Below are 23,794 nucleotides of genomic sequence, written 5' to 3'. Positions count from 1 at the left end.
CGGCCCGTGCCGGCGTCCCCCGCGGGGTGCCGGCGCGGGCCGCCGCCGTTTCCCGCGGCGGTCACACCGGCGGGAGCACCTCGACGCCGAGCTGCTGGAGGAGCTGGAACAGCTCGTTGACGCTCCACACGTCGACGATCCGCCCGTCGGCGTCGAAGCGCAGGAACGTCGCCCCGGAGTAGCTGACCACCTGCCCGGTCGGTCGTACCGGGCCGAACTGCCCGGCCTGGGTGCCGGCCGCCCGCCAGCGCAGCGCCACCCGGTCGCCGGTGGCCACCACGTCCACCAGCTTGTAGCGCAGGTCGGGGAAGGCGGCCCGACGGTCCCGGTGCCAGGCCAGGGTGGCCTCCGGACCGGTCCCGCGCAGCCCCGGGCACTCCGGCCCCACCAGCTCGTACGCGGACTCCTCGCGCCCGGCGTTCCACACGTCCGCCACGAAGCGCCGGGCCGCCGCTTCCACATCGGTCATCGGGGCAGCCTAGCCAGCGGTCGCCCGGCCGACGCGCCGCGGATCGGCGAGGATGGGACCGACGGCAGACGATCGCAAGGGGGCGACGTGGGCGACGCGGAAGGCACCACCACCGGCGGGAAGTACGTCGAGCCGGGCGGGGAGTTCACCCGGGACCAGCGCTACATCGCCACCCGGATCACCGCCGACGCGCGGGACGGCTGGCCGGTCGAGCCGGGGCGCTACCGGCTGGCGGTCAGCCGGGCCTGCCCGTGGGCCAACCGGTTGATCATCGTGCGGCGGCTGCTCGGGCTGGAGGACACCATCTCCATGGCGGTGGCCGGGCCGACCCACGACGCCCGGAGCTGGACCTTCGACCTGGACCCGGGCGGGCGGGACCCGGTGCTCGGCATCGAACGCCTCCAGGAGGCGTACTTCGCGCGCTTCCCCGGGTACGAGCGGGGCATCACCGTGCCGGCGCTGGTGGACGTGCCGACCGGCCAGGTGGTCACCAACGACTACGCCCGGATGAGCCTGGACCTCTCCACCGAGTGGGTGGCGTACCACCGGCAGGGCGCGCCGCAGCTCTACCCCGAGCACCTGCGGGACGAGATCGACGAGGTCAACGCGGTGGTCTTCGCCGACGTCAACAACGGCGTCTACCGGTGCGGCTTCGCCGGCAGCCAGAAGGCGTACGAGAAGGCGTACCACCGGCTCTTCGACCGGCTGGACTGGCTGACCGAGCGGCTGACCGGGCAGCGCTGGCTGGTCGGCGACACGATCACCGAGGCGGACGTGCGGCTCTTCACCACGCTGGTCCGCTTCGACCCGGTCTACCACGGCCACTTCAAGTGCAATCGGCAGAAGCTGTCCGAGATGCCGGTGCTCTGGGCGTACGCCCGGGACCTGTTCCAGACCCCGGGCTTCGGCGACACCATCGACTTCGACCACATCAAGCGGCACTACTACGAGGTGCACCGGGACATCAACCCGACCGGCATCGTGCCGCTCGGCCCGGACCTGTCGAACTGGCTCACCCCGCACGGCCGGGAGACCCTCGGCGGCCGTCCCTTCGGTGACGGCACGCCCCCGCCGCCCCCGCCGCCGGCCGAACGCGTCGACCCGGCGCACACCCCGCTGCATTGAGCGGTGGCGGTCAGAGGGCGACGCGGACGGCGGCGGTCAGCACCAACTGGGCGAGGGCGAGCGGGACGAGGACCAGCCAGCAGAGGCGTTGCAGCTGGTCCTCGCGGAGCCGGGGGTAGGAGACCCGGAGCCAGATGATCACGAAGGCGACGGCGAAGACCTTGAGCAGGGTCCAGAGCCAGCCGAGCTGGGCGTCAGCGAACGGTCCCTGCCAGCCGCCGAGGAAGAGCACGGTGGTCAGCGCGGCGATCACCACGATGCCGACGTACTCGGCGAGCAGGAAGAACGCGAAGCGCAGTCCGGTGTACTCGGTCATGTAGCCGAAGACCAGCTCGGAGTCCGCGATCGGCATGTCGAACGGCGGCCGGCGGATCTCGGCCAGCCCGGCGACGAAGAAGACGATCATCGCGGGCGCCTGCCAGAGCAGCCACCACGGCCGCCACGCCTCGACGATGCCGGAAAGGCTGAGCGTCCCCGCCGCCATCGCGACCGAGGCGGCGGCGAGCACCAGCGGCAGCTCGTAGCCGAGCAGCTGGGCCGCGCCGCGCAGGCCGCCGAGCAGGCTGTACTTGTTGGCCGACGCCCACGCCGACATCAGCACCGCGACCACGCCCACACCCACCACGGCGAGGACGAAGAACAGGCCGATGTCCAGCGGCTGGCCGACCAGGTCGCCCGGGCCCAGCGGGATGACCAGCAGCACCAGCAGGTAGGGCAGCAGCGCCACCACCGGGGCGAGCCGGAACACCGCCCGGTCCGCCTCGCGCGGGGTGAGGTCCTCCTTCTGGACGAACTTCACCCCGTCGGCGACCAGCTGCGCCCAGCCGTGGAAGCCGCCGGCGTACATCGGGCCGAGCCGGCCCTGCATGTGCGCCATCACCTTGTGCTCGGCCTGACCGACGATCAACGGCAGGGTCAGGAAGGCGACCAGCACGCCGCCGACCCGGATCACCAGCTCCAACCAGGTGGGCATCAGGCCGTACCCTCCTCGTCGCCGCCGTCGCGGGCCGGCGGTTCGGCCGAAGCCGGGCCGCCGCCGGAGCCGGCTCCCCCGGGGGTACGCCCCGGACGGGCTCCCGGCGCCGGCCGGGCGGGCCGCTCCCGGGCCGGGCGGGCCGGAGTGCCGCCGCGCGGCCCCTCCCCCACCCCCGCCGCGCCGGCCGGGGTGGGCGTGCTGCCCCACTCCCCCGGCGCGGGCACACCCGGCGGGCGGATCGGCCGGCGACCACCACCGGCCTCCGACTCGCCGGGCTCCTTCGCCCCCGGCCACGGCTTGGCGACCCGGGAGGCGAGCACGAACTCCTTGCGCAGCGGGTGCCCCTCGAACTCCGGTGGCAGCAGCAGCGGCAGCAGCCCCCGGTGGCCGGCGAAGTCGATGCCGAACATTTCGTGGGTCTCCCGCTCGTGCCAGGCGGCACCCGGGTAGACGTCCACCACCGAGGCCACGGTCGGCGTCTCGCGGGGCACCCGGGTGCGCAGCAGCACGCCGTGCCGGTGCCGGGTCGACCAGAGGTGGGCCACCACGTCGAAGCCGCCGCCCAGCTCGTCGACCGCGGAGAGCCAGTCGAAGAAGTCGCAGCCCAGTTCGGCGTCGTCGCGGGCCGCGCGGAGCGCGTCCGACCAGCTCGCCGGGGGTACGTCGACGGTGGCGCGGGCGTAGGACTGACCGCCGGAGACCGACGCGGTGGCCTCGACCGGCGCGAGCAGCGCGACCATCCGCTGGCCGACCTCTTCCGGAGTCATGCCGTGATCCTATGGCCGCCCGCCCCGGGCCGTGACGGGCCGCCCGCGCCCGAGGGTGCCGCATCTGCCGCTTTGCCGGGCGGACGGGCCCCGGGCGGGGAAGGATGAGCACGTGCGCGCGATAACTGTCTCCGCCGGTGTCCCCGACTCGCTGCGCCTGATCGACGACTGGCCGGAACCGGCCGCCGAGGAGGGCGCGATCCTGGTCGAGGCGCTCGCCGTGGGCATCTGCGGCACCGATCAGGAGATCATCGCCGGCCAGTACGGCGAGGCCCCGCCCGGCCAGGAACGGCTGGTGCTCGGGCACGAGTCGCTGGGTCGGGTCCTGGAAGACCCGACCGGGACCCTGCAACCCGGCGGGCTGGTGGCCGGCGTGGTCCGTCACCCCGACCCGGTGCCCTGCCCGAACTGCGCGGTCGGCGAGTGGGACATGTGCCGCAACGGGCGGTACACCGAACACGGCATCAAGGGGCTCTCCGGCTTCGCCCGGGAACGGTGGCGGGTGCAGCCGAAGTTCGCCATCGGCCTGCACCCGGTGCTCGAACCGGTCGGCATGCTGCTCGAACCGACCAGCGTGGTGGCGAAGGCGTGGGACCACATCGAGCGGATCGGCAACCGGGCCGAGTGGCAGCCACAGACCGTGCTGGTCACCGGCGCCGGGCCGATCGGCCTGCTGGCCGCCCTGCTGGCCGTCCAGCGCGGCTTCTCGGTGCACGTGCTCGACCGGAACACCACCGGGCCGAAGCCGGACCTGGTCCGGGCGCTCGGCGCGACGTACCACACGGTGCCCGTCGGCGAGCTGGACTTCGAGCCGGACGTGGTGGTCGAGTGCACCGGCGCGCCGACGGTGGTCCTCGACGCGATGTGCAAGGCCGCCCCGACGGGGATCGTCTGCCTCACCGGGGTGTCCAGCGGCGGCCGGACCATCGACTTCGACGCCGGGGCGCTCAACCGGGCCCTGGTGCTGGAGAACAACGTGGTCTTCGGGTCGGTCAACGCCAACCGGCGGCACTGGGACCAGGCCGCCGACGCGCTGGCCCGGGCCGACCAGTCCTGGCTCAACTCGCTGATCACCCGCCGGGTGCCGGTGGCGGAGTACGCCGAGGCGTACACCCCCACCGGCGAGGACATCAAGGTGGTGCTGGACTTCACCGCCTGAGCCCACCCGACGGGGTCGCTCAGATGCCGGGGAGCCGGCCGTTGCGAAACAGGTCCACGAAGAGCTGGTGGTCCTCCCGGGTCCGGCCGCCGTAGGCGTGTGCGAACTCGACGAGGTACGCCACGAAGCCGTCCTCGTCGCCCCCGACCGCGGCGACGATCGACTCCTCCGTCGAGTAGTCGACCAGGTCGTGGCTGGACTCGTCGTCGGCGACCGAGTGCATCCGGGCCACCGCCCGGCCCAGGTCGGCGAGCACTCCGGCCATGTCCTCCGGCTCGTTGACGTCCGCCCAGTCCAGGTCGGCGGCGTACGGGGAGACCTCGGCGACGAGCTGGCCGACCCCGTCCAGCTCGGTGAAGCCCAGCCACGGGTCCGCGTACGCCTGGAGCGCCCGCTGCGACTCGGCCGTGCGGTGCCCCTGGTGGTGGAAGTAGCCGCGGACCCGCTCGTCGTCGATGTGTCGGGCGACGGCCGGCACCTGCGCCTGCTTCATGTAGAGCACGACGTCGTTCTCCAACGCCTGGGTGTGCCCCTCCAGCAGCAGGTTGTACGACGGTAGGCCGGCCGAGCCGATGCCGACCCCCTTGCGCAGCACCACGTCCTTGATCTTCGAGGCGACCGGCCGGAGCCGGGTCGCCGACTCGGGACGGGTGTCCAGGTACGCCTCGTAGGCCGCGCAGACCATCTTCCGGGTCTGGCCGTCGATCTCGAAGACGCCGTCGCCCAGGGAGAACCGGCGGTCGTAGTTGTCGATGGTGGTCTGGGTGGCGAGCAGGTCGACCCGGGTGTTCAGCCGGGCCTGCTGGAGCACCCGGCGCAGCACCCCGTCGGCGTTCTCCAGGGTGATCGAGCCGATCGCGTCGTCCCCGCCGGCGGCGATGGCCCGCAGCTCGGTCAGGTAGGAGCGGGCGAACCGATCGACCAGGTCGCCGATCACCTGGTCGGAGAGGGCCTTGGCGTAGCCGAGCAGGGCCACGCTGGCGGCGAGGCGCTTCAGGTCCCAGGAGAACGGCCCGACATAGGCCTCGTCGAAGTCGTTGACGTTGAACACCAGCTGCCCGGAGGCGTTCATGTAGGTGCCGAAGTTCTCCGCGTGCAGGTCGCCGTGTATCCACACCCGGCTGGTCCGCTCGTCGAGATAGGTGTCGTCGGCGAAGTCGCCGCGCTGGTCGGCGTAGAAGAGCGACGCGCTGCCCCGGTAGAAGGCGAACGGGGAGGCGGCCATCTTGCGGAACTTGCGGCGGAAGGCCGCCGGGTCGAGCGCCATCGACGCGCCGAACTCGTCGGTCAGCACGTCGACGATGAAGGCGGAACGCTGGTCCGCGGACTGGGTCATGGACCGCAGGCTAACGCCAGGCCGCCACCGGGGGCGCTCGTCCGGACGAACGGGCCGGGCGGCCCGGCCGGCGGGGTGACCCCACCGGACCGGTCCGCCCGGCCGGACGGAAGGACGGCCGCCGGTCAGCGCCCGGTCCGCGCCGCCCCGAACCGCCACGTCGACCTCGACGCGAGCAGCGGCGTCGGGCTGAGCATCGTGCCGGCGGTGGAGAGGGTCCGCGACGTGGACGCGGTCAGCGGCATCTTGCCGCAGGTCCGGGTCATGTCCGCCGCGATGGTGGTGGTCTGCCCCGCCGTCATCGCGACCTCGATGGCCGGCTTGCCGGCCAGGCCGTACCAGCAGGTCTTGGTCAGGCTCGCGTACTGGACGTACACCTTCTGGGTGCGGTGGCCCTTCAGGGTGAAGGTGCCGTCCCGGGCGATGTTGGTGAACGACGGGCTGGCGACGTCACCGGTGCGGGAGTTGTACGTCCAGACGTACCCGGCGTCGACTGGGTTCGTGCCGTCGGTCACCTTGCCGGTGAGCTGCCCGCCGGTGGCCAGCTTCGCGTCCACCGTGGCCGTCCCGCCGACGGTCACCGTCGCCATGGGGGCGGCGAACCGATCGGCGACGTCACCCGACCACTGCCAGGCGTACCCGGTGCCGCTGTTCGGCGTGAACTCCACCGGCCACCGGTACGGGCCGAGCTCCCCGATCGTGTAGCGGCCCTGGGAGTTGGAGCAGTTCGTCCCGAAGATCGCACCCTGGCCGGGGTGGAACGCGAACGGGTAGGCGCAGACCCCGGCGACCGCCGCGCCGGCGGAGTTGCGGACGATGCCGGTGATCGTGCCGGGCGGGTCCACCCGGATGGGCGGAATGGTGATCGTCTGCTGGGGCGTGAGCGTCACCTTCGACGCCTCGCGCTGGTCGCCGCTGCCCCCGGTCGCGGTGACCCACTGGTCGCCGTAGCGCTTCGCCGGCGGGTCGTACGGGTTGATCGCCTGGTAGGCGTAGAGCTGGACGGTCTCCGCCTTGGTGAACGGGCCGATCTCCAGCGATCCGTCGTCGGACGAGCAGGTGCTGCCCATGTGCGCGGACTGCCCGCCGAACCTCGGCTTGACCAGGCGTACGCAGATGCCGCCGACCGGCTTGCCGGTCGCCCGGTCCTGCACGGTGGTGGCGATCGCCGCCCCCGGGTTCAACGCGTACGACACCGTGGTGGTCTTCCCGCGCTCCACGTGCACGTACGGCGTCTCGTCGATGGGGAAGTACGAGGCGCCGCCGCTCACCGTCAGGGTCCAGTCGCCGGGTCGCACGTCCCGCACCCGGACCAGCCCGTTGACGCCGCAGGCCTGGGCGTAGCTGCTGCCGGTGCCGTTGACGTACAGGCAGGGCTCGCGGACCGGCAGGCCGGTCACCGCGTCGGTGACCCGGGCCTCCACGGTGCCCATCGGCAGGAAACTTTCGTTGACCACGAGCGTGCCGCCGTCGGTGACGGTGTAGAGCGCCGCCTCCTCCCGGGTCTCCTGGCCCGGCACCCACTGGTAACCGCGCACGTTGTCGGAGATGGAGATCCGGTAACGGCCGGGCGGGAGGTTGTTGAGCGCGTAGCGTCCGGCCCCGAGGTCCCAGGTGTAGGCGATGGCCTCGTAGTAGAAGTCCTCGCCGTAGACGGTGACAGTGGCGTCCTCCGCCGCACCGTACTCGTCGGTGATCGTGCCGCTGATGCTGCCGGCGCCCCGGCCGAGGGTGATGTCGCGCTCGACCGCGCTGGTCGCCGGGACGGAGACCTGGTCGGCGTTGAGGTAGTCCGGGGCGCCGTACCACCACTCGGTACGCAAGCCCGTGGCGTGCATTCGGATCTTGTAGCTGGGGGCGTTGGCGGCCCCCGGGATGGTGTAGCGCCCGGCCGCGTCCGAGCAGTACTCGGCGGCGACGGTGGTGGGCGAGGTGTGCAGGGCGAAGCAGGCGTTCGCGACGGGAGCGCCGTCGGGATCGGTTACCACGCCGGTGAAACCGAACGTCTCCGCGGCCGCCGGGGCGGCGGAGAGAGGAATGATGGCAAGCGCCGCCAGTAGGGCGGCCCCCGTTGCCCGCATGGATCTCATGGCAGCACGATAGCGACGAGCGCCGACATAGAAGATCATCCGGTCGGCCCCGGTGCCGCGGGCCGGTCGGGCCCGGGAGCGCCTCAGCTCGCCGGGGGGCGTACCGGCGGGGCGGTGAGCGAGGAGACCGGGCGGGCGTCCCGGGGCGCCGCGTCCACCGGTGAGGCGAGCGGGTCGGGGCGGGACACCCCGCCGATGCCGGCCTGCTCGGCGGCGATCTTCTCCTGAAGACGGAGGATGCCGTGCAGCAGCGCCTCCGGCCGGGGCGGGCAGCCCGGCACGTAGACGTCGACCGGGATGAGCTGGTCGACGCCCTTGGTCACCGAGTAGGAGTCCCAGTACGGGCCACCGCAGTTGGAGCAGGCGCCGAACGAGATGACGTACTTCGGCTCGGGCATCTGGTCGTAGAGCCGCTTGATCGCCGGGGCCATCTTGTCGGTGACCGTGCCGGAGACCACCATCAGATCGGCCTGCCGGGGCCCGTGCGCGAACGGGATCACCCCGAGCCGGATGAAGTCGTGCCGGCCCATGCTGGTCGCGATGAATTCGATCGCGCAGCAGGCCAGGCCGAAGTTGAACACCCAGAGCGAGTAGCGGCGGCCCCAGTTCAGCACGAACCGGATCGGCTCGCCGAGCACTCCCGGCAGCTGCACGTCGAACCCCTTCCCGTCCGTCTCCGGACAGTCAACCACAGCGTCCGGCGACGATCATGGACGGCGGCCAGCGGCCAGCGGCCCCGCCGGCGACGCGTCCGCGCGCCGCGCTGTCCGCAACCGGACAACGGACCACCGATGCCGCTGCAACCTTTCCCGCCGGTGGCTTGTCTGACGGGCGGGAGGCGGGCGACCGCCGACCGCCACGGGGGAGGACGAGTGAACGTGACGAGAGACATCCGGGCCGGCGGTCCCCCGCCGGACCCGCTGCCGGGCGCCGCACCACCATTAGCGGAACTGGTCTTCGACGACTTCTACCACGCCCACTTCCGGGGGCTGGTGGTGCAGCTCGCCGCGTACACCGGCGACCGGTCACACGCGCAGGACCTGGTGCAGGACGCCTTCTGCCAGGCGTTCACCCGCTGGGACCGGGTGGCCGGCTACGACGACCCGCTGGCCTGGGTGCGCCGGGTCGCCTGGAACCTCGCCCACAACCGGTGGCGGCGGCTGCGCACCGCGCAGGCGTACCTGCGGCGGCAGCGGGAGACCCACGTGGCGGGGCCGAGCCCCGACCGGGTGGCGGTGGACGCCGCGCTCGCCCTGCTGCCGCCGAGGCAGCGCCGAGCGGTGATCCTGCACTACCTCGCCGACCTGTCGGTCGCCGAGATCGCCGATCAGGAGCGGGTCGCCGAGGGCACGGTCAAGTCCTGGTTGCACCGGGGCCGGACGGCCCTGGCCACACACCTGCGGGAGAACACCGGGGAGGTGCGGAATGTCTGACCAGGAGAACCACGTCCTGCTCGCCGAGGAGTTCGCCCGGTACCGTCCGACCGCGATCATGCAGGTCGAGGTGCCCGGTCCGGCTGCGGTCCGCCGGACCGTGCGCCGCAACCGGCGCCGGACGCTGGGCGCCGCCGTCGCGGCCGCCCTGGCGCTGGGGACCGGCCCCGCGGTCGGGTACGGGATGCTGAGCCACCCCACGCCCCCGCCGGGGCCGGTGGAGCCCACGATCTCTCCGTCGCCGACCCTCTCGGCCAGCCCCACGCCGACGCCGTCGGCCACCAGCACGGCGGCTCCGCCATCCCCACCGGACGGCCACCTCACCCGCTCGCAGCTGCTGGCATCGGCCGTCTCGCTACCGTCCTGGCCGTCCACCACACCGGAATGCCCCTCCGGGAGGGTCCGACTGTCGGACAAGGGTCGGACGTCACCCGCCCCGGTCCTGCTCTCCCTCGACCACGCGGATGTGGATCGGGACGGTGCGGCCGAGACCGTCGCCCGCATCAGGTGCGACAACGGTGACAACGGCCCGGAACAGGTGGTGGCCTTCGACCGGGACGAAGCGGGGAAGATCGTCACCCTCGGCCGGGTGGCGAGCGTGCCCGGTTCGGTCACCAAGGGCTGGCTGGCGGCGATGGAGGTACGGTCGGACGGGCAGGTCCGGCTGCAGCTGATCGACCGGCCCAACGACGTGGCGTGGCCGACGGCGTGGGCGCAGCACCAGTGGCGCACGTACCGGTGGGACGGCGAGGGCTTCGACCAGGTGCTCGGCGAGACCTCCTTCCCCGTCAACCCGTACGCGGTGGATCTCTCGGTCACGTCCACCGACCTGCGGCTGACGAAGAACGCCGACGGGTCCCGCTCCGGCACCATCGACGTGCGGATCCGACACCTGGGCGGCCGGGACGCGACCGCGGTGGAGCTCCGGCTGAACCTGCAGTGGGGGCTGTTCCCGGTGGACGGCACCTGGACCTCGTGCCGAGACGGCTACCGCACCTCGCGGGATCCGACGCTGTGCCGGCTGGGCCCGTTGCGCTCCGGCGACGACATCACGCTGCGGCTCCCCCTCCGGGTGCCGCAGGGGTACGGCTTCACCGGCGAGAACCGGTCCGTCGCGGTCACCGCCCTCGGACCGCAGGACCAGCAGCTGATCGAGCGCGACTGGAAGAACAACGAGGTGATGCCCCGACTCGGCTGAGCGGGAAGCGGCACGGTGGCCCGGTCGGGAGCGATCCCGGCCGGGCCACGGTCGCGAGAGGACATTTCGGTTGCAGTGAGATTCAGTCGGGTTCGCGGCACCATCGGCTGCAACCACCGTCCATGGCATGGAGTGTTACCGGCGCCTAGGGCACACGGGCCGGACGGCGACGGGGAGGGGCAGTGACAACAGTGATGGGAGCCCGCGCCAATGAGCCACCCATGGCACTCGGCGCGGACGGGGCGTACCCGACCACGATCACCTTCGACGACTTCTACCACGCCCACTTCCGTGGCGTGACCGCGCAGCTCTGCGCGTACACGGGGGACCTGGGGCAGGCCCAGGACCTGGCCCAGGAGGCGTTCTGCCGGGCGCTTGCCCGCTGGGACCGTCTGGTCCGCTACGACGACCCGGTGGCCTGGGTCCGCCAGGTCGCCTGGAACCTGGCCCGCAGTCGGTGGCGGCGACTGCGGACCGCCCGCAACCACCTGCTGCGGCAGCGGCAGACCGAGGCCGAGGTGGCCGGGCCGACGCCCGACCGGGTGGCCATCGACGCCGCCCTCGCGAAGCTGCCCGCGAACCACCGGCGGGCCGTGATCCTGCACTACCTGGCCGACCTGTCGGTCAACCAGATCGCCGCCCAGGAAGGCGTGGCGGAAGGCACGGTCAAGTCCTGGCTGCACCGCGGTCGTACCGCGCTGGCCGGGCTGCTCGACGACAACACCGAGGGGGTGCGCAATGTCTGACATCGACCCGCGGCTGCGGGAGCGGTTCGCCGCGTACCGCAGTGACGTGACCACCCGGGTCTCCGGCCCCGGTCCCGACCAGGCCCGGCGCACCCTGCGCCGGCGCCGCCGGACGGCGGTGGTGGCCGCCGCCGTCGCGGCGGTGGTGCTGGTGGCGGCCCCGGTCGTCGCCAACGCGGCGCTGCACGGCGACCGGACGACCCCGGTGCCGGGAGTGTCCGTCGACCCGACCACCCCACCGACCCAGTTCCCCTCGCAGACGCCGTCGGTCACCGCGACGACGACGCCGAGCACGACCGCGTCGGCCAGCCAGCCCGCGCCGGACGGCCGGATCAGCCAGCAGCAGTTGCTCGCCGCGCGGCTCGACCTGCCGGCCTGGCCGACCGGCTCCCCGTCGGGCTGCGTCACCAGCCGGGTACGACTGGGGGCGCCGCCGAGCGGCCAGGCGGGGGACGCCCCCCACCTGATCACCCTGGACCACGGCGACGTGGACGCCGACGGGGCGACGGAGACCGTCGCGCTGATCGGCTGTCGGGCCGGCGAGGTGATCCGCAAGCAGGTGGTGGTCTTCGACCGGGACGAGGCGGGTCGGATCGTCACGGTCGGTCGGGTGACCCGGACCAACTCCGGCTTCGACGACATCCTCGGGGTGCAGGTCACCTCGGGCGGCGCGGTCCAGGTGCGGGTGGCCGACATCCAGCCGTGCTGCGACACGCCGAGCTACCTGGTCCGGGAGCAGACCCGGACGTACCGGTGGAACGGGACCGGGTTCGCCCAGACCGGCGGCCCGACGTCGTGGGGCACCGATCAGCGGCTGGCCGACCTGAAGGTGTCGGTGAAGACGACCCTCGGGCCGGCGAACCCCGACACCACCCTGCTGCCGTTCACGATGACCTTCACGGTCACCAACGCCGGCCCGCACGATGCGGACCAGATCGCCTTCCTCAACCTGGAGGTCTACGAGCACGCCGGTGGTGACTGGTCGAAGTGCGACACGTCGGCCGGGCCCCGCGGGGAGATCCCGTCCTGCCGGCTGGCCGGGCCACGGGCCGGTCAGACCCGCACCTACACCTTCGTCTCCAACGTGCCGGACGGGCAACGCGGCGAGCGCCCGCCGCCATGGACGACGGAGATAGCCCACTGGGACGCGCAGGACCGGTACTGGCCGGACCTCGCGCCTAAGGACAACTCGGTGCGGATGGAAATCCCTTACAAGTGAGCCGGAGCCGCAGGCGTCCCGCCCCCGTCCGGGGGCCGGGGCGCCTGCGGGCGTCCGAGGGTCAGTCGCCGGCCGCGAGCCGCCAGGCGGGGCGTTGCAGCAGGCCGACGAACTCGACCAGCAGCCGTTCCCGCAGCGCGGGCGGGGCGGTGTCGAGCAGCGTGTTCACCAGGGCCATCCGGTCCGGCAGCGGGCCGGCGCCCGCGCCGAGGCCCAGCCCGGCGGCCAGTCCGGCGATCAGCTCCGGGGTGAGCGCCTCCGGGGTCAGGCTGGTCGCCAGGGCGCGCAGCTCGGCCGGCAGCGCCACCGGCCCGGCCGCCCGGGCCGCCGCCACCGCCTCGGCCAGCGCCGGCCGGAACTCCGCCACCCGGGGCGCGACCGAGGCGGTCACCGTCAGGTGCACCGAGGCCGGCAGGCCGGCGTACGTGAGTTGCGGCTGGGTGTGCCAGCCCCGGGCGGTCAGCTCGTCGACCAGCACGAAGAGGTCCAGCTCCAGGTCGGTCGAGGTGAAGCAGACCACGGTGGACTCCGGCTCGGCCATCAGCCGCAGGCCGTCGACCGCGCGCACCGCGAGGGCCAGCCCGGCCACCGCGTCCCGGGTGGCGGCGGCGAGCCGCAGGTAGCCGTCGTCGCCGAGGTGCCGCAGGGTGGCGTACGCGGCGGCGATCGGGCCGCCCGAGCGGGTGGAGGCGAGCACCGGGTTGATCATCGTGTACCCGGGCCAGTCCGCGTACGCGAAGTACTGCGGGGCGCGCAGCGACGGGTCGCGGTGCAGCAGCACCGAGACGCCCTTCGGGGCGTACGCGTACTTGTGCAGGTCCACGGAGATCGAGGTGACCCCGTCGACGGAGAGGTCGAACGGCGGCACCGGCGCTCCGAGCCGGCGCAGGTACGGCAGGGTCCACCCGCCGAAGCAGGCGTCCACGTGGCAGCGCACCCCGGCCGCCGCCGCCACCGCGGCGATCTCCGCGACCGGATCGATCACCCCGTGCGCGTACGAGGGGGCGGAGCAGGCCACCAGCACGGTCTCCGGGCGGATCGCGGCGGCCACGTCGGCGGCCGACGGGCGCAGGGTCACCGGGTCGACCGGCACCGTGTCCAGGGTGACCCGGAGCAGGTGGGCGGCCTTGGCGAAGGCGGCGTGCCCGCTGGCCGGCACCACGATCCGCGGGTCGGCCAGCTCGGGGCGGGCGTCCCGGGCCGCCTTCACGGCCAGGATCAGCGACTCGGTGCCGCCGCTGGTGACGCTGCCGACGACGTCCGGCGCGCTCGTGCCGGGCCCGCCGCCGAGCAGCCGGGCGGCCGCCCCGACGAGCCGGTTCTCCATCGCCAGCAGCGAGGGGAAGGCGGTCGGGTCGAGCCCGTTGACGTGGGCGCTCTGCGCGTACGCCGCAGCGGCCAGCTCGTCCAGCCCGGCCACCGCCGGGTCGTACACGTAGGCGAACAGCCGCCCGCCGTGCGTCGGCCGGTCCAGCCCGCGCAGCTCCCGCACCTCGTCGAGCACCCGCTCGGCGGGCACCCCGGCTTCGTCGATCATGGATTCGTGGTGGCCCTTCCGGACGGCTCGGCGGTGGCGAGGGTGTAGTGGCGCAGCAGCAGCGTCACCGGGGCGATCAGCAGGGCCGGCAGCACGGTGAAGCCGAGCAGGATGCCGAGGCGGGCCGAGTCGGGCTGGGTCGCCGCGGTGCCGGTGCTGGAGGAGACGTAGCCGCAGAGTTGCAGGACCAGGCCGTAGAGGCCGGGGCCGAGGGCGAGGCCGAGGGTCTCGCCGGCGGTCCAGAGGCCGGTGAAGACGCCCGCCTGGCGACGACCGGTCCGCGCGGTGGAGTGGGCAACGACGTCCGGGAGCATGGCCAGGGCGAAGACCTGCTGGCCGGCGTACCCGACGCCGATCAGCGCGACCACCGCGTAGCTGGCGGCGGCGGGCAGCACCGGCGCGGCGACCAGTCCCAGCGCGCCCGCCGCGAGCAGCAGCGACGCGGCGACCAGCGCGGTGCGCTTGCCGACCCGGGCGCCCACCCGGGTCCAGAGCGGCATGACCAGCAGCGCCGGCCCGACGAAGCAGGCGAAGAGCAGGGTCGGCCCGTTCTCCGGGTCGCGCAGGACCTGGTCGGCGAAGTAGCTGACCCCGGCGAGGATGGTGGCCACCCCGGCGGACTGCACCACGAAGACGATCAGCAGCGCCCGGAACGGCCGGTTGGCGCCGGCCACCGCGAGCTGCGCGCGCAGCGACGGCTCGGTCGCCACCACCGCGCCGGTCGGCGCGGTGCGGGTGCCGAGGAACGCGCCGAGGGCCCCGACGGCGATCAGCATGGCGACGAAGAGCCCCATCCACCGGTGTCCGACGACCCCGTCGCCACCGGCGGTGACCACCATGGGGGCCACCGCGCCGGAGACCAGGTGGCCAGCGCCAGCACCGCGATCCGCCAGCTCATCAGCCGGGTACGCTCCGCCCGGTCGTCGGTCAGCTCGGCCGGCATCGCCACGTACGGGACCTGGAAGAAGGCGAACGCGGTGGCGGTGGCGAGGAACGCGACCGCCACGTACGCCCCGGCGGCCGGAGCGGCCCCGAAGGGCGCGGCGAAGATGGCGGCGAAGAGCGCGGCGAGCGCGAGCCCGGCCCCGAGCAGCCACGGCCGGCGCGGCCCCCAGCGGGAGCGGGTGCGGTCGGAGATCCGCCCGGCGACCGGGTTGACCAGTACGTCCCAGGCCTTCGGCAGCAGCACCAGCAGCGCCGCCACCCCGGCGGCCACGCCCAGCGTGTCGGTCAGGTACGGCAGCAGCAACAGACCGGGCACGGTGCCGAAGGCGCCGGTGGCGAGCGAGCCGAGCGCGTAGCCGGCGTGCACCCGCCGGGGCAGCGGCCCGACGGCGTGGCCCTCGGGCCGGACCGGCCCGGGCGCGACGACCGGGCTCGACGAACCGGCTTCGGCCGGCGGCGCGTCCATGCGGCCGAATGTTACTCACGTTATGGCGGGGGTCACATCCTCTCTTCCGGCCACCAGCTCGCCGCCGCCATGTCCACCCCGGCCGGGCGCAGCGGGCAGCCCTCGGCCCGCAACCGGGCCCGCGCCTGCACCTCGTGCCCCGGCGGCAACCGGCCCGCCGAGTTCACCACCCGGTGCCAGGGCACCCCGCCGCCGTGCCGGGCCATGATCGAGCCGACCAGCCGGGCCGAGGCCCGCCCGGAGCGCTCGGCAAGAGCGTCGGCGATCGCCCCGTACGACATCACCCGGCCCGGCGGGATCCGCTCGACCAGCGCGAGCACCGCCTCGACGTACTCCTCAGGCGTCACGAGCTGCCACCATATGGGAACGGCCCGGGGGGCGGTGGGACCGGGCGCGCAGAATGGGCGGGTGCGCGAAGCAGTCACCTCGGCCCGGCGGATCGTCGTCAAGATCGGTTCGTCCTCGCTGACCACCCCGACCGGCGGTCTGGACGACGCCCGGGTCGACGCGCTCGTCGACACCCTCGCCGCGCTCGCCGCCGACGGCCGCGAGGTGGTGCTGGTCTCCTCCGGCGCCATCGCCGCCGGGCTCGCCCCGCTCGGGCTGCCCCGGCGCCCCCGCGACCTGGCCACCCAGCAGGCCGCGGCCAGCGTCGGGCAGGGCCTGCTGATCGGCCGGTACGCGGCCGGCTTCGCCCGGCACCGGCTCACCGTCGGGCAGGTGCTGCTCACCGTCGACGACGTGACCCGGCGGGCGCACTACCGCAACGCGTACCGGACCCTGCGCAAGCTGCTCGACCTGCGGGCCGTGCCGATCGTCAACGAGAACGACACGGTGGCCACCGAGGAGATCCGGTTCGGCGACAACGACCGGCTCGCCGCCCTGGTCGCCGCCCTGGTCGACGCCGACCTGCTGGTGCTCCTGTCGGACGTCGACGCGCTCTGGACCGGCGACCCGACCCAACCCGGCAGCGCCCGGATCAGCGAGGTCCGCGACGAGCGGGACCTCGCCGGCGTGGACATCGGCGGCGCCGGCCGTGCCGGGGTCGGCACCGGCGGCATGGTCACCAAGGTGGAGGCGGCCCGGATCGCCACCGGCTTCGGCATCCCGGTGGTGCTGACCGCCGCGCCGCTGGCCGCCGGAGCGCTGGCCGGTGAGCCGGTCGGCACCTTCTTCCACCCGGCGCAGCGGCGCCCGGCCGCCCGGCTCTTCTGGCTCGCGCACGCCACCGCACCCCGCGGGCGGCTGCACCTCGACCCGGGCGCGGTGCAGGCCGTGGTGGGGCGGCGCAAGTCGCTGCTGCCCGCCGGGATCACCGCGGTCGACGGCACGTTCACCGCCGGCGACCCGGTCGACCTGGTGGACGCCGCGGGCGCCCCGGTGGCCCGGGGGCTGGTCAACTACGACGCGGTGGAGCTGCCCGGGCTGCTCGGCCGCTCCACCGGAGAGCTCGCCGCGGCGCTCGGCCCGGCGTACGAACGGGAGGTCGTCCACCGCGACGACCTCGTGCTGCTGTGAGGAGTGGACGCATGAGCGAGCGTCAGCGAGCGAATCATCAGTTCAGCGCGGTGGTGCCTCATGGCGGCACGGAGCGCAGCGGAGTGCCGGCATGAGCGTCGTCGAGCAGGCCCGGCGGGCCCGGGACGCGGCGGGTGAGCTGGCCGTCGCCACGCGCACCGCCAAGGACGCGGCGCTGCACGCGATGGCCGACGCGCTGGTGGCGCGTACGCCGGAGATCCTGACCGCGAACGAGGCGGACCTGGCGGCCGGGCGGGAGGCCGGGCTGAGCGCGGCCGTGCTGGACCGGCTGGCTCTCGACGCGGGCCGGGTGGCGGGCATCGCCGACGCGCTGCGCCAGATGGCCGCGCTGCCCGACCCGGTCGGCGAGGTGGTTCGCGGCGCGACCCTGCCCAACGGCCTGGAGCTGCGGCAGGTCCGGGTGCCGTTCGGGGTGGTCGGGATCATCTACGAGGCCCGGCCGAACGTGACCGTCGACGCCGCCGGGATCTGCCTGAAGTCCGGCAACGCGGCGCTGCTGCGCGGCTCCTCGTCGGCGGCGCACTCCAACGCCGCGCTGGTCGCGGTGCTCCGCGACGCGGTGGCGGAGGCGGGCCTGCCGGCGGACGCGGTGCAGCTGCTCGACGCCACCTCCCGCGACTCGGTCAAGGAGCTGATGCGAGCCCGGGGACTGGTCGACGTGCTGATCCCGCGCGGCGGCGCGTCGCTGATCCGGACCGTCGTCGAGGAGTCGACCGTGCCGGTGATCGAGACCGGGGTGGGCAACTGCCACGTCTACGTCGACGCGGCCGCCGACCTGGCCAAGGCCGTGTCGATCACCCTCAACGCCAAGACCCAGCGCCTCTCCACGTGCAACACCGCCGAGTCGCTGCTGGTCCACGCGTCCGTCGCGGACGCCTTCCTGCCGGCGGTGCTGGCCGCGTTCGCCGAGGCCGGGGTGACCGTGCACGGCTCCCCCGAGGTCGCGGCCCACTCGGACGCGGTGGTGCCGGCCACCGACGAGGACTTCGCCACCGAATACCTCTCGGCGGACATCTCGGTGGCGGTGGTCGACTCGCTCGACGCGGCGGTCGCCCACATCCGGCGGTACGGCACCGGCCACACCGAGGCGATCGTCACCGACTCGCAGACCGCCGCCCGGGAGTTCGTCGCCCGGGTCGACGCGGCGGCCGTGATGGTCAACGCCTCCACCCGGTTCACCGACGGCGGCGAGTTCGGCTTCGGCGCCGAGATCGGCATCTCCACCCAGAAGCTGCACGCCCGCGGCCCGATGGGGCTGCCCGAGCTGACCTCCACCAAGTACGTGGTCACCGGCGACGGCCACCTGCGCCACTGACCGTCCCTGGTGGACTCAGGGTCCCGCGGGGGTGCGCCGGGTCGGTAGTCTGGGGCCGGTTCACCGCGGCTGGGGAGGCGGCATGCTGGGCGAGAGCGCCCTGGAGGAGCAGTTGGCGCAGGCACGGGCCGCGCTGCACGAGGCACGCCGCAGCGCCGTGCCGGCGCAGCGGGCCGAGTCGGTGGCCGAGGCCGCCGACGGGCGGATCCGGGTCACCCTCGGCACGGACGCCCGGGTCAGCGCCGTCGACATCGACCCCCGGGTGCTCCGGGAAGGCTCGGAATACCTCGCCGAGGAGCTGCGCCGGGTGGTGAACGCGGCCCTCGACGCGCAGGACCCGGGCCCCGCCGCCGGGCCGGCACCCGACCTGGCCGCGATGGCCGCCACCGTCGAACGGCTCCAGGACTCGGGCCTGCGGCAGATGCGCGAGATGAGCGTCGCCATCAGCGAGACGATGCGCAAGCTCCAGCGGCGGAGCTGACGTGGAACCGCTGGAGGTGGACGTCGACGCGCTGCGCCGGGGCGCGGAGCAGCTGGCCCAGGCCAGGGAGGGCGTCCGGCAGGCGTTCGAGGCGTTCCAGGCGGCGGCGGGCGGCTACGCGGACGCCTTCGGCGGCGACGAGGTCGGCATGCTGCTCGGCCTCGCCCACCAGGCCTGCGTCGACGGGCTGACCGAGTGCCTGAGCACCAACGTCGCCGAACTGGAGAGCTACGCCGAGGGGCTGGCCGCGATGGCCGAGGGTTACCGGGCCGTCGAGGAGGACGCCGCCGCCTCCTTCAGCGCCATCCTCGGCTCGCTCGGCGGCTGAGGCCGCCACCGACGCAGGAAGGAAACCTCGTGGGTCTGACGTTGCCGGGCGAACTCGCCTCGCTGCTCTCCATGATCGGCTACGACTGGCCGGAGTCCGACGAGACGGCGCTCTTCCAGCTCGCCGGCGAGTGGACCGGCATGGCCGACCGGATCGACGCCTCGGTCGCGCAGCTGGAGGCGGCGGCGCGGACGGTGCTCGACACCAACCGGGGCGAGAGCATCACCGCGTTCGCCGCCGAGTGGAACGACCGGGAGTCGGCCGCGCGCAACATCGCCGACGCGACCGACCCGACGAACGTCATCGCCATCGGGCTGATGGCGGCGGCCGGGGTGGTGCTGGCCCTGAAGATCCAGGTGATCGTCCAGCTGGTGCTGCTGGCGATCCAGATCGCCCAGGCCGTCGCCACCGCGGTGGCCACCTTCGGGGCGTCGCTGCTGGAGATCCCGATCTTCAAGATGATCACCGGGCTGATCGTCGACCAGCTGATCGGGATGGCCGTGGACACGGTGCTCAATGGTTAGGAAGCGGACCACCCCGCCCCGGCAGGCCCAGGCGAAGGGCGCCCGGATCGTCTCGGCGTACCTGGAGAACGCCGACGTGTTCCGTACCGCCAAGGCGGCCGGGAAGAAGGTCGACGGGCCGGCGGTGCTGGTGCTGAAGAACCGGCCGGACTTCGACCGGCGGGACTTCGACCGCAAGGCGAAGGACCTGGCCCGGCTCGGCCAGGAGGGTCGGCTGAAGAAGGCGAAGCCGGACCGGGACAGCAACAAGGTCCACGACCCGTCGACCGGGAAGCGCCGTACCCGCACCAACATCTACCGGGACCGGATGATCCGGAACCTGACCAAGGACGGCCGGCTCACCGCGCAGAAGGGCACCCCGGCCAGCAACAAGTACCTGGCCAACAAGAACGTGGTGGACCGGCTCTACGCCGGCAAGGGGCCGATCACCGCCCGGGGCCAGGGTTACGACCCGGACCACATCCACGAGCTCCAAATGGACGGAACGGACACGTACGATAATCTCAGACCGATGGACGCCTGGACCAACCGCCAACTCGGCAGCGACATCTCCGTCGCGCTGCGGGACGTCCCCGAGGGCACCCCGGTCATCGTGCGGGTCCTTCCGTGAGCGCGAGGAGTGAGCCGGGGTTGCGAGCCCCGCAGTCGCGAACCGAGCTGGCGCCGTGAGCGCGAGGAGTGAGCCGGGGTTGCGAGCCCCGCAGTCGCGAACCGAGCTGGCGCCGTGAGCGCGAGGAGTGAGCCGGGGTTGCGAGCCCCGCAGTCGCGAACCGAGCTGACGCCGTGAGCGGCCCGGAGCCCGCCCTCCTGGACCGGATCCGGGACAAGCTGGAGCTGCTCCGACGGGTGGCGGCCGACGGCGAACTCGGCGTCGTCGTGGGCGACCCGACCCCGCTGGAGCCGATACCCGACCTGCCCGGCGTGGCCGAGGTGTACTCCCTGTTCGGCCGGCTGGAGGGGGACAACTTCCGCTTCGCCCCGCCCGCCGAGATCGTCACCCCGGCGGCCTGGGCGGCCCGCACCGTCGACGAGGCCGACCCGATGGGCAGTCCGCTCGCCGTGGGCCACGAGCTGCACAGCATTCCGCCGGGGCTGCGCGACGACATCCCCGCGGGCGCCCCGATCTACCTCGACCCCGAGGACCTCGACGTCTACTGGATGGAGCCGGACGACTACGTCTTCCAGTACGAGCACCCCGACGAGGATGTGGCGTTCACCGTGCTGGCGCCGGACGTGGCGACCTTCTTCGACGAGCACGTGCTCGGCCCGCGCTACCCCGAGCTGGTCGCCACCGTCCTCGGCCCCGGCGTCGCCGAGCGACGACTCCGCACCGGACGACACACCGGCGAGTACGCCGACAACTGGCGCCGGCTGCTGATCGCCGCCGGGCTCTCCTCCTGACCCACCGCCGACCGCGAAGGACCGTCATGGCCGCTGATCTCCGGTTCCCCGCACTGTGGAGCGAGGACGAGCTGATCCCCTACCCCCGCCAGGCGTGGCTGGAGGGCGGCTTCAGCCCCGACCTGCTGCCCGAGGGCGACGAGATCCCGCTCGACGTCGAGGTCGTCTACAGCGCCTTCCTGGAGGGCGACATCGAGCTGTACGACACCATCGCGCTGACCACCGAGGACGGCTCGCTGGACGTCCGGCTGATCGTGGTCGGGATGGTCGCCGACAACAGCGACCTGCTCTACGTGCTCGACCCGCGTACCGGCGAGATCCTCCAGTACGACCTGGAGCAGCAGGACGTCCAGGGCGTCAACAGCAACTTCCGCACCTTCGTCGAGTTCCTCTACCGGTTCGCGCTCTTCGTCGAGGCCGACGAGGGCAAGGCGGGCCGCGCCGAGCGGGCCGAGCAGCTGCGCATGGTCCTGGAGAGCATCGACCCGGCGGCCTTCGCCCCGGACGGCTGGTGGCCGCTGGTGCTCAGCCAGCTCAAGTAGGCCGGCAGGCCCAGAAGCTGCACACCCGCGGCCCGATGGGACTGCCCGAGCTGACCTCCACCAAGTACGTGGTCACCGGCGACGGCCACCTCCGCTGGCATACCGCCTGCGCTACAGCACCGTCCGGACCGACTGGATGACGTGCCAGAGGACGACGTTGGCCATGAGCGACGCCGCAGCGGCGACCAGCAGGATTGAGGTCGAGAAGGAACCCCTGCGACCCCGCAGCGCCACCCAGGTGGCCGCTGCCGCGAGGGCGAGCTGGAACGCGGCTGATTCGAGCCGCGCCCAGACAAAGGCGTCCACCGGCCCGACCCAGATGAAGACGGCGTGAAAGATCGCGTATGCCGCCTCCCCGGCGAGCACGCCGACCGTCACGCCCAGCGCGACGCTCGCCGTACGCACCGAGCTTGCGCGGGTGAGGGCCGCGAGGCCGCCCAGGATCACGCCGCCAATCAACGCGCCAACCAGCCAGAAGGCCAAGGCGTGCGCCAAGGACGGTAGCCCGTCGAGGGACGCGTCTACCGCTCCCGCCCCGTGGTTCCACCGCTGACTGACGACGGCGATGAGGCTGTAGTACGTGATGGTCGCCACGACGAGCGCGCCGATCGCGGCGACGATGGACGCCCGCATGGACGACGCCAGACAGGCCACCGCGAACGCGACCGCGCCCCAGGCGACACCAGAACTCACCGCTGGGACGAGGAATACGCCCACGGATTCCGATACGAGATCGGCGCTGAACGCCGCGGCTCCGAGCAACACGCCCACGAGCCCCGGCATGAAGGCATGGCGTCGGCCGACGATGGGTGTGTCCGCTGCTGTCGCCCGGCTCACTGCGACACCGCCGGACAATTCAGCTCGACCGTTCGGGTGAAGGAGTCGGGACGATTATTCTGGAAATCCTCCATCATTTTGTCCCGCCGACCCTTCTCTCGATCATCCAGGCCCCATTTATAGAATGCGGAGTCTCGTAGCTTCAAGACTTCTTCATACGAGGCCTGTCGTTTGGCTGGATCCGTTGTCGACAGATAGCTCCGAGCCCAGGAACAATGCCAGTACCAGGCCGCTTCGACGCGCCCCGTGTTCACCTCGTACAGGAGCGGATTTCCGTCGTCCTCGACGTCCGGGTACTTTAGCTCGGCCGGCCATTTCCAGTTCGGTGCCAATTGCAGATGCTTCGCTTCGTCACGGTATTCCACAGCGACCTGCGCACCGTGAATCCAATGGTCGTTCGTGTTGGCCGGGCGGCAGGCACCGAGGAGGAGCGACACGGCGAGAAGGAAGACGCCCAGTGCGCGCCCTCGGGATGGCCCGGCCAATCGACGTGCCGCCACGAGATTCAGCTCCATGACTATCCGATCTTGCGCCACCGGCCGGTACGCGCCTCCTCGCGGAGGCGCGCACCAGCCAGCGAGCCAAAGGGTCGAAGGTGCGGCGAAAGGTCAGTAGTCCTCGTTGCCGGAGAAGTTGTGGTTGCAGTTGTAGCAGGTGGTGCCACGAGCGTACTTGTTACGGAAGTAGGTTCCCGGAGGGCCGAAGTAGCCCATGTTCGTCCAGGAGGAGGAGTCCTGGTTGATGGCCTTGGTCGGCGAGTCGTTCGGGGTGATGTAAATCCGCCACTTGATGTAGTCCGGCGAGCCGTTGCTCAGCTTCGGCGCCGAGTCGATGTTGACGTAGATGTAGCCGCCCTTGTCGAGGGTGACCTGACGCCACGTGGAGGACAGGTACCACACCGTGGAGTCACTGTAGGTGGTACCACTGATCGCCACGTTCAGGTTGGCCTGAGCCGGCGCCGGACCCACGAGAATCGCCACGGAAAGCGCGGTCACCGCCGCAATTCCCCGCCCGATACTCCGAGACAATTTGTTGCTCGCCATCATCTCCCCAATTGATACGAAGAAAGAAGGGTGCCGATCGGTGAGCAGATGCTAACACGCTCCACTTCGGAGGACAACCATGATCGACTGCCCCCCGCGCATCGGTCCACAGTGGTAGGATCTACCTCAAAACGAGGGACAGGAAACTGGACCACGCATTATTGAAACGCATTATCCGGAAATTCGTGTGCGTCACGACGCCTTACCACCAACTCCGGCCACGAACCATGGACGAGCCGGAGCGCCTCGCCCTTTTGACGGTTGGCCCACCGAACGGTCGCCGAGGTTTCCGGGTCCGCCCCAGCCCTAATGGCTTTT

25 protein-coding genes and 1 pseudogene are annotated in these 23,794 nt (G+C 72.6%); 14 read left to right on the top strand and 12 right to left on the bottom strand.

Annotated elements, in window-relative coordinates; translation table 11 throughout:
• Positions 1-61 precede the first annotated feature (61 nt).
• Positions 62-469, bottom strand: a complete 408-nt coding sequence (locus AC5RWQ_RS23665; protein WP_494284863.1) for an ester cyclase — start codon at positions 467-469, stop codon at positions 62-64.
• 87 nt (positions 470-556) lie between these two features.
• Here AC5RWQ_RS23665 and AC5RWQ_RS23660 point away from each other — a divergent pair, with 87 nt between their 5' ends.
• A complete protein-coding gene (locus AC5RWQ_RS23660; RefSeq protein WP_494284862.1) occupies positions 557-1,594 on the top strand; it encodes a glutathione S-transferase family protein in 1,038 nt (345 codons plus the stop codon).
• A 10-nt stretch (positions 1,595-1,604) separates the two neighbouring features.
• Here the strand turns inward: AC5RWQ_RS23660 and AC5RWQ_RS23655 are convergent, their stop codons facing one another.
• On the bottom strand, positions 1,605-2,567 hold the full coding sequence (locus tag AC5RWQ_RS23655; protein ID WP_494284861.1) for a complex I subunit 1/NuoH family protein: 963 nt from the start codon (positions 2,565-2,567) through the stop codon (positions 1,605-1,607).
• Complete coding sequence (locus tag AC5RWQ_RS23650) at positions 2,567-3,337, bottom strand: NADH-quinone oxidoreductase subunit C (protein ID WP_494284860.1); 771 nt, start codon at positions 3,335-3,337, stop codon at positions 2,567-2,569. The genes AC5RWQ_RS23655 and AC5RWQ_RS23650 overlap by 1 nt, the downstream gene beginning before the upstream one ends.
• 112 nt (positions 3,338-3,449) lie before the next feature.
• Here AC5RWQ_RS23650 and AC5RWQ_RS23645 point away from each other — a divergent pair, with 112 nt between their 5' ends.
• The gene (locus AC5RWQ_RS23645; protein ID WP_494284859.1) at positions 3,450-4,496 is read left to right on the top strand and encodes a glucose 1-dehydrogenase; all 1,047 of its coding nucleotides are present in this window, start codon (positions 3,450-3,452) and stop codon (positions 4,494-4,496) included.
• A gap of 19 nt (positions 4,497-4,515) precedes the next feature.
• On the opposite strand, the gene AC5RWQ_RS23640 is transcribed toward AC5RWQ_RS23645, so the two are convergent.
• The 3 genes from AC5RWQ_RS23640 to AC5RWQ_RS23630 form a co-directional block, all read right to left on the bottom strand.
• Positions 4,516-5,832, bottom strand: coding sequence for a DUF2252 domain-containing protein (locus AC5RWQ_RS23640; protein WP_494284858.1), 1,317 nt, complete (start codon positions 5,830-5,832; stop codon positions 4,516-4,518).
• A 125-nt stretch (positions 5,833-5,957) separates the two neighbouring features.
• Positions 5,958-7,922 (bottom strand): hypothetical protein, encoded by a 1,965-nt coding sequence (locus AC5RWQ_RS23635; RefSeq protein WP_494284857.1) that lies wholly within the window; start codon positions 7,920-7,922, stop codon positions 5,958-5,960.
• 83 nt (positions 7,923-8,005) lie between these two features.
• Positions 8,006-8,575: an NADH-quinone oxidoreductase subunit B gene (locus tag AC5RWQ_RS23630; protein WP_334491374.1), complete on the bottom strand. Its 570-nt coding sequence runs from the start codon at positions 8,573-8,575 to the stop codon at positions 8,006-8,008.
• A gap of 219 nt (positions 8,576-8,794) precedes the next feature.
• Here AC5RWQ_RS23630 and AC5RWQ_RS23625 point away from each other — a divergent pair, with 219 nt between their 5' ends.
• The 4 genes from AC5RWQ_RS23625 to AC5RWQ_RS23610 all read left to right on the top strand — a co-directional run bounded on the left by AC5RWQ_RS23625 (position 8,795) and on the right by AC5RWQ_RS23610 (position 12,518).
• Complete coding sequence (locus tag AC5RWQ_RS23625; RefSeq protein ID WP_494284856.1) at positions 8,795-9,355, top strand: SigE family RNA polymerase sigma factor; 561 nt, start codon at positions 8,795-8,797, stop codon at positions 9,353-9,355.
• Complete coding sequence (locus AC5RWQ_RS23620; RefSeq protein WP_494284855.1) at positions 9,348-10,553, top strand: hypothetical protein; 1,206 nt, start codon at positions 9,348-9,350, stop codon at positions 10,551-10,553. The genes AC5RWQ_RS23625 and AC5RWQ_RS23620 overlap by 8 nt, the downstream gene beginning before the upstream one ends.
• Before the next feature lie 221 nt (positions 10,554-10,774).
• Entirely contained in the window at positions 10,775-11,299 is a 525-nt protein-coding gene (locus AC5RWQ_RS23615) for a SigE family RNA polymerase sigma factor (protein WP_494284854.1), read from the top strand.
• Positions 11,292-12,518: a hypothetical protein gene (locus AC5RWQ_RS23610; RefSeq protein WP_494284853.1), complete on the top strand. Its 1,227-nt coding sequence runs from the start codon at positions 11,292-11,294 to the stop codon at positions 12,516-12,518. The genes AC5RWQ_RS23615 and AC5RWQ_RS23610 overlap by 8 nt, the downstream gene beginning before the upstream one ends.
• Before the next feature lie 61 nt (positions 12,519-12,579).
• Here AC5RWQ_RS23610 and AC5RWQ_RS23605 read toward each other — a convergent pair whose 3' ends face one another.
• From AC5RWQ_RS23605 to AC5RWQ_RS23595, 3 genes and pseudogenes are all read right to left on the bottom strand, one after another.
• The gene (locus AC5RWQ_RS23605) at positions 12,580-14,055 is read right to left on the bottom strand and encodes a pyridoxal phosphate-dependent decarboxylase family protein (RefSeq protein ID WP_494284852.1); all 1,476 of its coding nucleotides are present in this window, start codon (positions 14,053-14,055) and stop codon (positions 12,580-12,582) included.
• Positions 14,052-15,466: pseudogene (locus AC5RWQ_RS23600) on the bottom strand (MFS transporter). Before AC5RWQ_RS23600 ends, AC5RWQ_RS23605 begins: the two are co-directional and overlap by 4 nt.
• 32 nt (positions 15,467-15,498) lie before the next feature.
• Positions 15,499-15,813, bottom strand: a complete 315-nt coding sequence (locus AC5RWQ_RS23595; RefSeq protein ID WP_494284851.1) for an MGMT family protein — start codon at positions 15,811-15,813, stop codon at positions 15,499-15,501.
• Between the two features lie 61 nt (positions 15,814-15,874).
• Between AC5RWQ_RS23595 and proB the strand changes: the two genes are divergently transcribed.
• The 8 genes from proB (at position 15,875) to AC5RWQ_RS23555 (ending at position 21,596) form a co-directional block, all read left to right on the top strand.
• Complete coding sequence (gene proB / locus AC5RWQ_RS23590; RefSeq protein ID WP_494284850.1) at positions 15,875-16,984, top strand: glutamate 5-kinase; 1,110 nt, start codon at positions 15,875-15,877, stop codon at positions 16,982-16,984.
• Between the two features lie 91 nt (positions 16,985-17,075).
• On the top strand, positions 17,076-18,320 hold the full coding sequence (locus tag AC5RWQ_RS23585) for a glutamate-5-semialdehyde dehydrogenase (protein WP_494284849.1): 1,245 nt from the start codon (positions 17,076-17,078) through the stop codon (positions 18,318-18,320).
• A gap of 82 nt (positions 18,321-18,402) precedes the next feature.
• Positions 18,403-18,801 (top strand): YbaB/EbfC family nucleoid-associated protein, encoded by a 399-nt coding sequence (locus tag AC5RWQ_RS23580; RefSeq protein WP_494284848.1) that lies wholly within the window; start codon positions 18,403-18,405, stop codon positions 18,799-18,801.
• A 1-nt stretch (position 18,802) separates the two neighbouring features.
• The gene (locus AC5RWQ_RS23575; RefSeq protein ID WP_494284847.1) at positions 18,803-19,129 is read left to right on the top strand and encodes a hypothetical protein; all 327 of its coding nucleotides are present in this window, start codon (positions 18,803-18,805) and stop codon (positions 19,127-19,129) included.
• 29 nt (positions 19,130-19,158) lie between these two features.
• Entirely contained in the window at positions 19,159-19,653 is a 495-nt protein-coding gene (locus tag AC5RWQ_RS23570) for a WXG100 family type VII secretion target (protein ID WP_494284846.1), read from the top strand.
• A complete protein-coding gene (locus AC5RWQ_RS23565; protein ID WP_334491387.1) occupies positions 19,646-20,263 on the top strand; it encodes a hypothetical protein in 618 nt (205 codons plus the stop codon). Before AC5RWQ_RS23570 ends, AC5RWQ_RS23565 begins: the two co-directional genes overlap by 8 nt.
• Before the next feature lie 173 nt (positions 20,264-20,436).
• Entirely contained in the window at positions 20,437-21,054 is a 618-nt protein-coding gene (locus tag AC5RWQ_RS23560; RefSeq protein ID WP_494284845.1) for a hypothetical protein, read from the top strand.
• Between the two features lie 26 nt (positions 21,055-21,080).
• Positions 21,081-21,596, top strand: coding sequence for an SUKH-4 family immunity protein (locus tag AC5RWQ_RS23555; protein ID WP_494284844.1), 516 nt, complete (start codon positions 21,081-21,083; stop codon positions 21,594-21,596).
• 111 nt (positions 21,597-21,707) lie between these two features.
• Here the strand turns inward: AC5RWQ_RS23555 and AC5RWQ_RS23550 are convergent, their stop codons facing one another.
• The 3 genes from AC5RWQ_RS23550 to AC5RWQ_RS23540 form a co-directional block, all read right to left on the bottom strand.
• Positions 21,708-22,379 (bottom strand): hypothetical protein, encoded by a 672-nt coding sequence (locus tag AC5RWQ_RS23550; RefSeq protein WP_494284843.1) that lies wholly within the window; start codon positions 22,377-22,379, stop codon positions 21,708-21,710.
• Positions 22,380-22,429: 50 nt separating this feature from the next.
• Positions 22,430-22,948, bottom strand: coding sequence for a hypothetical protein (locus AC5RWQ_RS23545; RefSeq protein WP_494284842.1), 519 nt, complete (start codon positions 22,946-22,948; stop codon positions 22,430-22,432).
• Between the two features lie 93 nt (positions 22,949-23,041).
• Positions 23,042-23,332: a hypothetical protein gene (locus AC5RWQ_RS23540; RefSeq protein WP_494284841.1), complete on the bottom strand. Its 291-nt coding sequence runs from the start codon at positions 23,330-23,332 to the stop codon at positions 23,042-23,044.
• Between the last annotated feature and the right edge of the window lie 462 nt (positions 23,333-23,794).

It is taken from the genome of Micromonospora sp. BS32, assembly GCF_059089345.1.
Note: the sequence above shows the minus strand (reverse complement) of the source record. Positions and strands in the feature narration are given on the sequence as shown.

Excerpts from the sequence above, each read along its gene's own strand:
- AC5RWQ_RS23665 (WP_494284863.1), bottom strand. The coding sequence starts at position 469 with ATGACCGATGTGGAAGCGGCGGCCCGGCGCTTCGTGGCGGACGTGTGG.
- AC5RWQ_RS23655 (WP_494284861.1), bottom strand. The coding sequence starts at position 2,567 with ATGCCCACCTGGTTGGAGCTGGTGATCCGGGTCGGCGGCGTGCTGGTC.
- AC5RWQ_RS23650 (WP_494284860.1), bottom strand. The coding sequence starts at position 3,337 with ATGACTCCGGAAGAGGTCGGCCAGCGGATGGTCGCGCTGCTCGCGCCG.
- AC5RWQ_RS23640 (WP_494284858.1), bottom strand. The coding sequence starts at position 5,832 with ATGACCCAGTCCGCGGACCAGCGTTCCGCCTTCATCGTCGACGTGCTG.
- AC5RWQ_RS23635 (WP_494284857.1), bottom strand. The coding sequence starts at position 7,922 with ATGAGATCCATGCGGGCAACGGGGGCCGCCCTACTGGCGGCGCTTGCC.
- AC5RWQ_RS23620 (WP_494284855.1), top strand. The coding sequence starts at position 9,348 with ATGTCTGACCAGGAGAACCACGTCCTGCTCGCCGAGGAGTTCGCCCGG.
- AC5RWQ_RS23615 (WP_494284854.1), top strand. The coding sequence starts at position 10,775 with ATGGCACTCGGCGCGGACGGGGCGTACCCGACCACGATCACCTTCGAC.
- AC5RWQ_RS23610 (WP_494284853.1), top strand. The coding sequence starts at position 11,292 with ATGTCTGACATCGACCCGCGGCTGCGGGAGCGGTTCGCCGCGTACCGC.
- AC5RWQ_RS23605 (WP_494284852.1), bottom strand. The coding sequence starts at position 14,055 with ATGATCGACGAAGCCGGGGTGCCCGCCGAGCGGGTGCTCGACGAGGTG.
- AC5RWQ_RS23585 (WP_494284849.1), top strand. The coding sequence starts at position 17,076 with ATGAGCGTCGTCGAGCAGGCCCGGCGGGCCCGGGACGCGGCGGGTGAG.
- AC5RWQ_RS23580 (WP_494284848.1), top strand. The coding sequence starts at position 18,403 with ATGCTGGGCGAGAGCGCCCTGGAGGAGCAGTTGGCGCAGGCACGGGCC.
- AC5RWQ_RS23565 (WP_334491387.1), top strand. The coding sequence starts at position 19,646 with ATGGTTAGGAAGCGGACCACCCCGCCCCGGCAGGCCCAGGCGAAGGGC.
- AC5RWQ_RS23555 (WP_494284844.1), top strand. The coding sequence starts at position 21,081 with ATGGCCGCTGATCTCCGGTTCCCCGCACTGTGGAGCGAGGACGAGCTG.
- AC5RWQ_RS23550 (WP_494284843.1), bottom strand. The coding sequence starts at position 22,379 with ATGCCGGGGCTCGTGGGCGTGTTGCTCGGAGCCGCGGCGTTCAGCGCC.
- AC5RWQ_RS23545 (WP_494284842.1), bottom strand. The coding sequence starts at position 22,948 with ATGGAGCTGAATCTCGTGGCGGCACGTCGATTGGCCGGGCCATCCCGA.